Origin of the sequence: Acaryochloris sp. IP29b_bin.137, assembly GCF_028285745.1 — a bacterium.
GTDB lineage: Bacteria > Cyanobacteriota > Cyanobacteriia > Thermosynechococcales > Thermosynechococcaceae > Acaryochloris.
On the sequence record NZ_JANQOP010000002.1, the window covers coordinates 1 to 8293 of the forward strand.

An 8293-nucleotide genomic window follows, 5' to 3' on the forward strand; every position below is an offset into this window, starting at 1 on the left:
GGACGAAAAGGTGAGGGGCCAAATTGAGGGCAAGTTTGGGCAGGCCAAGCGACGATTTGGCTTGAATCGGGTGATGGCGAAGTTAGCGGATACGGCTGCTAGTGCGATTGCTATCACGTTCTTGGTCATGAATCTGGAGCGGTGGCTGAGCCACTTTTTATGGTTCTTTTGGGTGTACTTCTACGGTGACTGGAATGCTATTAGGCGAATTCAGGGCTTCTTTGAGGCTTTTCTAGGGCCAGTGAAAGGATATGGATATTGCCCTGGCTGTCACAATTGGGTTGCCTCTACTATTTGATGCCAGGAATTAGCTCAATTTACTTTTTCAGCAAACCCCAATTAGAATAGGTCTTCCAAGTCACGGTAGCCACTGAGGACACGGGCAATATCAATACCGTCAGGTCTAGGGTAGTAGAAGATGATGTAGTTGCCGACGCTGAAGCCGCGCAGATGGCTGGATAAGCGATCGTAGGGCTTACCCATGTTCGGGTATTGGGCAACTTGCCGACATTTGCTGCGGATGGCATCGAAGAGTTTGCTGGCTGCGGCGGGATTTTGCTGAGCAATGTAGCCGCAGATGTCGTCTAGATCTTGAACAGCTTTTTCTGAGAAGGAGTAGCTGTTCATACCTCGGGGTGAGACATCTGGCTGATTTTGGCTTGGAGCCTGCCGAAGGTAGCTTCGCCATCGACGACTTTGCCTTGCTGAATTTGCTCGGTACCAACGGCGATTTGTTGACGGAGGGCTTCGAGCCGCTGTTCTTGTTCAGAAAGGAGGGAGAGAGCAGTGCCAATCAGCTCATCAACGGTGCTGAAGCGACCCTTCTCAAGCTGCTGTTGAACAAATTGTTCTTGTTCGGGCTTTAAATCAACATTCATAAGAGGGCTTTAGGGAAAGAACTAACCGACAGATAACTGGAGGTAGTTCCATTCTAATCAGTTGTTTACGACCATCCTTGCAGTGAGAATGATTTGTGGATTGCGGCTGTGGCGCTTCAGCATCAGCTCATGCTACTCACAACAGATAAAGACTTTCTACGCATTCAAACAGTGCTGACCTTTGGCCTTGACTCTTAGGTTGAATGACATACTGATTACGCTAAGGTACAGGTATAGGCTGTAGGAAAGATGACTAACTGTAGTACCGCAATCCAAAACCGTCACGTTACCAAATAGAGCCAAGATTGAGCCTAAAACCTTTTAGCACTGGATCAGCAGAGATAGATTGAGGGGCATCTAAGATTTCATCGGTCTGATTTGGCTGGTAAATTTGGATCTGTTTTGACTCGCGGTTGATCAACCATCCCAATCTTGCCCCGTTGTCGATATATTCCTGCATCTTGGCTTGAGTCGTCTGCAGTTCATCGCTCTTGGATAACAGCTCCACAACAAAATCAGGGCAGAACGGAACGAATCGCTCTCGTTGTTCTGGGGTTAAGGCGTCCCAGCGTTCTTGACGGAGCCAAGCAGCACTGGGGGCGCGAGTTGCTCCATTGGGTAGCGTAAATCCGGTGGATGAACCAAAGGCAATTCCGGTGGCATCTGAATCGGCCCAGTTGTAAAGTTCACAGATGAGGTGGGCATTGCGGTTGCTGGTGATTCCACCGAATAGGGGGCAGATAATTAGTTCCCCGGCAGTGCTATGCTCAAGTCTGAGTTCTGGGTTAGCAACGCAAAGCTGCCAGAATTGTTCAGTTGTGAGGGCGAATGCTGGCTTAAGATTTATGATGCATGTTGTCATTTAGACACCAACTGTGTGCTCAGTACACTTCATTATGGCTACCAATATCAACGAACACGGCCATGACAGAATTACTTTCAGGACTTGTGTGACTGTTTAAGACCAGTTCTCGTTATTTGCCACATAATTAAAATCTTCACAATATTGATGTTATGCCCCACAATCAGCTATTGCACTGAATAGAATAGATAGAACCTTGGTTCAATAACTATCCAAAATTATTTTGTTTTTGCAATAAATGAGCACAATCCATGTACGTCAAATTCGGAAAGCAATCCAAGAAAAGTATGTTCCACATATAAATATTTCTGATATTTCAAGAAGACAACTCTCAACGGAAGATGAAGAGACTATTAAAGTTTCCCGTGGACAAGCAGCGTTAGCTATTGCTTACTTATGCAATATTGACCCACAAGAAGCATCCGAATCAATCACGGATGGGTTTCATGATAATGGTATCGATGCAATCTACTTTGATCAGACTACCCATACTCTTTATGTATTGCAATCGAAATGGCATGAAGAAGGAAAAGCCAAGGTGATATACAAAAGTTCTTGAAAGGGTTCAATAATCTAATTAACGCACGATGGGAAAGATTTCAGAATTGTAAGATATATGATCGCAAAGACGAAATTGAAGCTGCTCTTAATGATGCATCAAATAGAATTGTTTTAGTTGTTGTACATACTGGGATAAAGAGCCTTTCATCTGAAGTCAACAGGGATATACAAGATGTATTAACTGAATTAAATGATCCTGTAGATATTGTTTCGTTACAAGTATTCAATTAAGCGACACTGCACTCTATTGTGTCCGATGGAATAAATGGCACACCAATCAACTTAGAGGTTGCCCTTTTCGAGTGGGGGCAAATCCGCGAACCTTATCGAGGTTATTATGGCCAGATTTCAGCAGAGGATATAGCCTCATGGCGAAATCAGCATCATCATAGATTATTTGCCCCTAATTTCCGCGTTTTCCTTGGTGCAACTGATGTTAACCAAAATATGGTTGATACACTAACCCAAAGACCAGAGAATCTTTGGTATTTTAACAATGGTATTACTGCTATATGCCGATCTATTGAGAAGAAAATATTGGGTGGTCAATCTAGAGATACAGGTATTTTTGAATGTAAAGACCTCACTATTGTCAATGGTGCCCAAACTGTTGGAGCAATTTCAGCAGCAATTGTCAAAAATCTAGAGCAAGCCAGGAAAGCACGTGTGACTATTCGATTAATTTCTTTGGATGAGTGCCCGCCTGATTTTGATAAAGAAGTTACACGATATACCAATACTCAAAATAGGATTGAGTCAAGAGATTTTGTTGCTCTCGACCCCAATCAGGAACGGATTCGTTCAGAGCTGCTGATTGATGGAATTGAGTATGTTTATAAATCAGGCGAAACCCCTAGCTCGCGTGATAAAGGATTTGATTTAACAGAGGCCACAGTAGCATTAGCATGTAAACACTCCGATCCCTCTTTTGCTGTTGATGCAAAAGGTGCTGTTGGTAGATTGTGGGCAGATATTGAAACAGCACCATACAAATCATTATTTAATGATGGCCTTACTGGACCTCGCCTCTGGCGCTTAGTTCAGATTACTCGGGTAATCGAGTCAATTCTTGAACCAATACGTCAAGGTGAGCAGGGTAGGAAAAGATTACTTGCTATGCAGGGTAACCGTCTGTGTATACATGCTGTTTTTTCTCGGCTCAGTGAAGAACAGATTTCTATGGAGAAAGTCATACATGACATTAAGGGAGTTCTGGAGACAACAACATTAGCAAGCTTTAATCTTTTGTACTCCATTATTGAAGAGCATTATTCAGATAACTATCTTGGAAGCCTGTTTAAGAATAAAACGAAAAGCCAAGATGTAATGCATCGCTTCAAGGTTGAAGTTAATAGTACTCGACAGACTCAATAGAGTTTTTGACAAGTACAGTTTGGGGTGGCTACGCAAACAACACTTTCAGAACAGTCCTATCCCTCAATTTATCGTTGCTAACCAACTCATTTAGTTCTCCTAACAGCCAAAGCTTTGCTTGTCGAACAAGCAAATAAAAAATTCCTTTGGGGATGACAAGGCTTTTACAACGTAGTCTGAATGAGTGATAGCGCCTTCATGCCTCGTTGATAATTGAGTCGTTTATGGGGTTTCAGTTGCATCAATTCAATGGCTAATTGCGTCCAGACCTCCATGCCACAACACCATAAGTGTCCATACAATGCAGTACCAAACTCACTGTGTCGAGGTCGCTGTCGAGCGTGCTCATTCAGCCGAGTGACATAGTGGTTGACTTTCAATTTCCTCAATCCATCTCCAGCAAGAGTTGCCAAACAATAGGCCATCGCCATCACCAGTACCAAAGCGAGAAAACGTGCATCATTTACTGTCGTTCGTTCGAGATTATATCCCCCACTCTTGCAGTCTTTGAACATCATCTCCATTCCCCATCGGCAAGCGTAAAGCGAGAGAGCCTGCTCCAGGGTTGGCAGACTTGTCATGATAAACCAAGGATCTTTTCCCCCTTTGCCTCGATACTGTCGTTTCCAGTAAAACGCGAGGTTAAACGGTCCCAACTGGTCTCGCTTTCCCCAATATCGCGAAGGAAACCTTTCTGGCCTGGGGCAAATCCTTTCTCTTTGAGGGGTTGATAGTCCACTTCACCCTGGAGTTGAACATAAGCACTCTTCTTTTGTCGCAGCACAAACTCAACCTGTCGTTGGCTCAACCACAAAGCCAGTTTAGGACTGTGGAATTCTCGGTCTGCTAGTACCACAACTGGATAGGGTTTGAAGAGTTTTAGAGCCGTTTTCAACAAACGGAGTTGCTGTTTGAGACTACTACTACCTGATTTAGGCAAGGGTTCCCAGTACACAGGCAAGGCATGGTTACCCCATACTACCGTCACCATCATTAGATTACGCCCCTTCCATTGGGTGCGGTCAACGGCCATAACCACATAGCCATCAACGGTGCGTTTGAGGCGGGCACGGCGATAGGCTCGATTGCGATGGCCTATCTTAAATTCTTCTGAAAGCCAGTGCTTGAGAATGGGAAACCACAACAGACGCACGCTCAACTGAGGTAGGACTAAGAACCGCTGCAAGTTGCGGATGCGACTGCTGTAATGAATCGGTTGAGGAAACATACTGGCTAGACGAGCCAGTTGGATTTGGCGATGACTTTGCAAGAGCAGTATCAACAATTGCAAGGTCAAATATTGGCTTTCGCTCAGGTGAACACGGAGTACTTTCTGGTAGCATACTGGCAACATATTTTGGATAGGGTAGTCGTTTTGGCCACCCTATTTTCTTTGAAATCACACTGCCCTATCTACTGCTGACGCTAGATTTGAATCACCTTGTCATCCCCAAAGAAAAAATTCTGTATCTCTATTTGTAAAATGACGTATTAAAAAGCAATGCCCCACCAATCGGCAGGGCGTCACTCAAAACTCAATCACAGTAGAACTTACTCGACCCCTTCAATTTTGTCTTCAACTTCTTGGTAGAGATCACGGAGCATTTGTAGATTCTCTTCACTGGTTTCCCAATAACCCCGGCCATTCACTTCTAGCAGAGTACTGACAACCTTGCGGAAAGAGTGAGGATTCAGATTTTTGAGGCGATTCCGCATCTCTTCATCTTCGATGAAAGTGGTGTTGACATCCTCATATACCCAGTTGTCTACCGCACCTGCTGTGGCTGACCAACCCATCGTATTGACTAAGCGCTTAGACAGCTCCCGCACCCCTTCATAGCCGTGGCTAAGCATTCCCTCATACCACTTAGGGTTGAGGAGTTTGGTGCGGGCATCCAGACGAACGGTTTCTGAGAGGGTGCGCACCTGAGCATTGGCCGTTGTGGTATCGGCAACATAGGCATTCGGCTTTTTCTTGTCATCCCGCAAACTGGAGACCACCTTGGTTGGATCGGAGTCGAAATAGTGGCTGACATCCGTGAGGCTAATCTCAGAGGAGTCAAGGTTTTGGAAGGTGGCATCTACAGTTTTGAGAGAGGCTTCCAAAATTTCTCGGGACTGTTCCATATCACCAGGAGAATCCGCAGAGAAGGCAAAAGATTTGCGCTTGAGGTACATCTCCTGTAGTTCAGCTTCCTCATCCCAGGTGCTGTTTTCTACCGCCAAGTTGACGTTGGCGGCGTAAGAACCGGACGCATTGGAGAAGATGCGGGTAGCAGCCTGCCGTAGGTTAATACCCATATCTTCGGCTTGCTTCAGCGCATGCTTGCGGACAAAGTTCATCTCTAGCGGCTCATCCGCTTCGGCTGCCATTTTTACCGCTTGGTCTAACAGAGCCATCTGATTGATAAACAGATCGCGGAACACACCAGAACAGTTCACCACCACATCAACGCGGGGTCGACCCAGTTCTTCTAAAGGAATCAGTTCTAACTTATTCACCCGACCTAAGGAATCTGGTAGGGGTTTCACACCCACAAACCACATCACCTGAGCCAAAGACTCACCGTAGGTTTTGATATTGTCCGTTCCCCACAACACCAAAGCAATGGACTCTGGCCATTCACCATTATTCTCTTGCTTCTGACGATCTAAGAGTCGATCGACCACGATTTTGGCGGATTGAACGGCTGCTTCTGTCGGAATAGACTGAGGGTCAAGGGCATGGATATTTTTGCCAGTGGGTAGTACATCTGGGTTGCGAATGGGGTCACCACCGGGTCCCGGAAGCACATATTCGCCTTCCAGGGCTTGGAGTAAAGCACCCAGTTCATTATCAGCAACCACCTGATTCAGGCAGAACTCTAGATATTCCACTAAGGGTTTTAAGGCTTCTTGATCCACATCTGGGAAACCTGCTTCATTGAGTGCCTTCACCCAGGGCTCTTCCTGGCGGCCAAAGTTGAACAAATTTAAGGGTGAAACCTTGGAAACTCGGCCTTCTTCATCAATCTGAGTATGGACAATGGCGGCAACGGCAGCTCGGGTGGTTTCATTAATGGTATTTAAAAGATCCACATCTTCGAGGACACCGCGATCGCTATTGCGGAAGATCTCATCCAGATCGCGGTTGATGCTGTTGGCAATCAGGCGGGGTAGACCCAAAATATTATCTTCACCCCGATCGAGACTAGCGATATTGACAAGGGTGGCAATGGCTTCCTCTGCCGTGGGGGGCTTACCAATCACATGCAAACCGCAGGGTAAGAGGCGAGACTCAATTTCCATCAGCTTGATATAGACGCGACCGACAATAGTGTCGCGCTCTTCTTGAGTCATATCTTTGGCATCTTGCTCAGGCAGTTCGATATCCTGATCCAAGTTCACCAACCGGGCCTTGTCCATAATCGTATCGACGATGGGAACGCCCCGACCGCTTTCTTTCAGGGTCTGATAAGAACCAATCAGTTCACTCAGCTCCTTTAGACCTTTATAAAGACCTGCGTTTTCAGCGGGTGGTGTCAGGTAGCTAATGGTGTTGGCATAGCTGCGCCGCTTGGCAATCGTGGCCTCGGAGGGGTTATTGGCGGCGTAGTAATAGAGGTTGGGAATGCTACCAATCAGCGTATCGGGATAGCAATCGTTGGACATGCCGATCTGCTTGCCGGGCATAAACTCTAGGGAACCGTGGGTGCCGAAGTGAAGGACAGCGTCCGCTTTGAAGATCTTTTCGAGATAGCTATAGTAGGCGGCAAAGCCATGGTGGGGACTGGCGGAGCGAGAGAATAGCAGCCGCATGGGGTCGCCTTCGTAACCAAAGGTGGGCTGCACCCCAATAAATAGGTTGCCATAGGTTTTACCAAAGACCAGTAGGTTCTGGCCATCGCTGTTGAGGTTGCCAGGAGGGGGACCCCAGGATTCTTCTAATCGTTTGGAGTAGGGTGTTAGAGATTCGTATTCCTGCACCGACATCCGGTGGGCAATATTGAGTTCTGGGCTATTGTACTGGGCCTGGGCATCGTGGAGAATCTCCAGCATCAAGGCTTCTGCATCTTCGGGCATGTCCTCGATGGTGTAGCCATCCTTTTTCAAGGATTCCATCACTTTATAGATGGATCCAAATACATCCAGGTAGGCGGCTGTGCCCACATTTCCTTTATCGGGGGGGAAGCTAAAGACAGTAATCGCCAGCTTTTTCTCGACCTTGGTCTTGCGTCGGAGAGAGGCCCACTTCATGGCTCGCTGGGCCACCATTTCGATCCGGTCTTGGAGTGCGATCGCACGTCCAGTAACACCATCTCGACCCGACAAAATAATCGGCTCAATCGCCCCATCCAACTCAGGAATGGCAATTTGCAGAGCGGCTTGAATCGGGTGCAATCCCAAATCACTTTCTTCCCACTCTTCCGTGGTTTGGAAAACCAGAGGCAAGGCCACCATATAAGGTCGATTCAGCTTCTTTAGCGATTCCACCGCCTTGGGATGATCTTGGCGGGCAGGACCACCCACTAGGGCAAATCCAGTTAGAGAAACAACGGCATCGACTAAGGCTTTGTCTCCACCAGGGGTTTCATAGAAAAATTCTTCAACGGGCTTAGAAAAGTCCAAGCCACTAGCA

Annotated in this window: 6 protein-coding genes and 3 pseudogenes; 4 read left to right on the plus strand and 5 right to left on the minus strand. The window is 46.6% G+C overall.

The genetic code is table 11. The annotated features are described in order from the left end of the window. Positions 1 to 348: pseudogene (locus tag Q0991_RS00025) on the plus strand (transposase); the annotation flags it as partial. On the opposite strand, the gene Q0991_RS00030 reads toward Q0991_RS00025, so the two are convergent. Both Q0991_RS00030 and Q0991_RS00035 read right to left on the minus strand, forming a co-directional pair. Further along, positions 340 to 627, minus strand: coding sequence for a type II toxin-antitoxin system RelE/ParE family toxin (locus Q0991_RS00030; RefSeq protein WP_299484453.1), 288 nt, complete (start codon positions 625 to 627; stop codon positions 340 to 342). The pseudogene Q0991_RS00025 and the gene Q0991_RS00030 overlap by 9 nt on opposite strands. Next, positions 624 to 878, minus strand: a complete 255-nt coding sequence (locus Q0991_RS00035) for a type II toxin-antitoxin system ParD family antitoxin (RefSeq protein WP_299484454.1) — start codon at positions 876 to 878, stop codon at positions 624 to 626. The genes Q0991_RS00030 and Q0991_RS00035 overlap by 4 nt, the downstream gene beginning before the upstream one ends. Before the next feature lie 87 nt (positions 879 to 965). On the opposite strand from Q0991_RS00035, the pseudogene Q0991_RS25010 reads away from it, so the two are divergent. Further along, positions 966 to 1076, plus strand: a pseudogene (locus tag Q0991_RS25010) (PIN domain-containing protein); the annotation flags it as partial. A gap of 88 nt (positions 1077 to 1164) precedes the next feature. Here Q0991_RS25010 and Q0991_RS00040 read toward each other — a convergent pair. Further along, entirely contained in the window at positions 1165 to 1740 is a 576-nt protein-coding gene (locus Q0991_RS00040; protein WP_299484455.1) for a Uma2 family endonuclease, read from the minus strand. 238 nt (positions 1741 to 1978) lie between these two features. On the opposite strand from Q0991_RS00040, the gene Q0991_RS00045 reads away from it, so the two are divergent. Then, positions 1979 to 2299 (plus strand): hypothetical protein, encoded by a 321-nt coding sequence (locus Q0991_RS00045; protein WP_299484456.1) that lies wholly within the window; start codon positions 1979 to 1981, stop codon positions 2297 to 2299. A 251-nt stretch (positions 2300 to 2550) separates the two neighbouring features. Further along, complete coding sequence (locus tag Q0991_RS00050) at positions 2551 to 3675, plus strand: AIPR family protein (RefSeq protein ID WP_299484457.1); 1125 nt, start codon at positions 2551 to 2553, stop codon at positions 3673 to 3675. Positions 3676 to 3839: 164 nt separating this feature from the next. Here Q0991_RS00050 and Q0991_RS00055 read toward each other — a convergent pair. Both Q0991_RS00055 and Q0991_RS00060 read right to left on the minus strand, forming a co-directional pair. Further along, positions 3840 to 5029, minus strand: a pseudogene (locus Q0991_RS00055) (IS4 family transposase). 197 nt (positions 5030 to 5226) lie between these two features. Beyond that, positions 5227 to 8293 (minus strand): magnesium chelatase subunit H (locus tag Q0991_RS00060; protein WP_299484458.1); only part of this gene is annotated, 3067 nt, incomplete at its 5' end.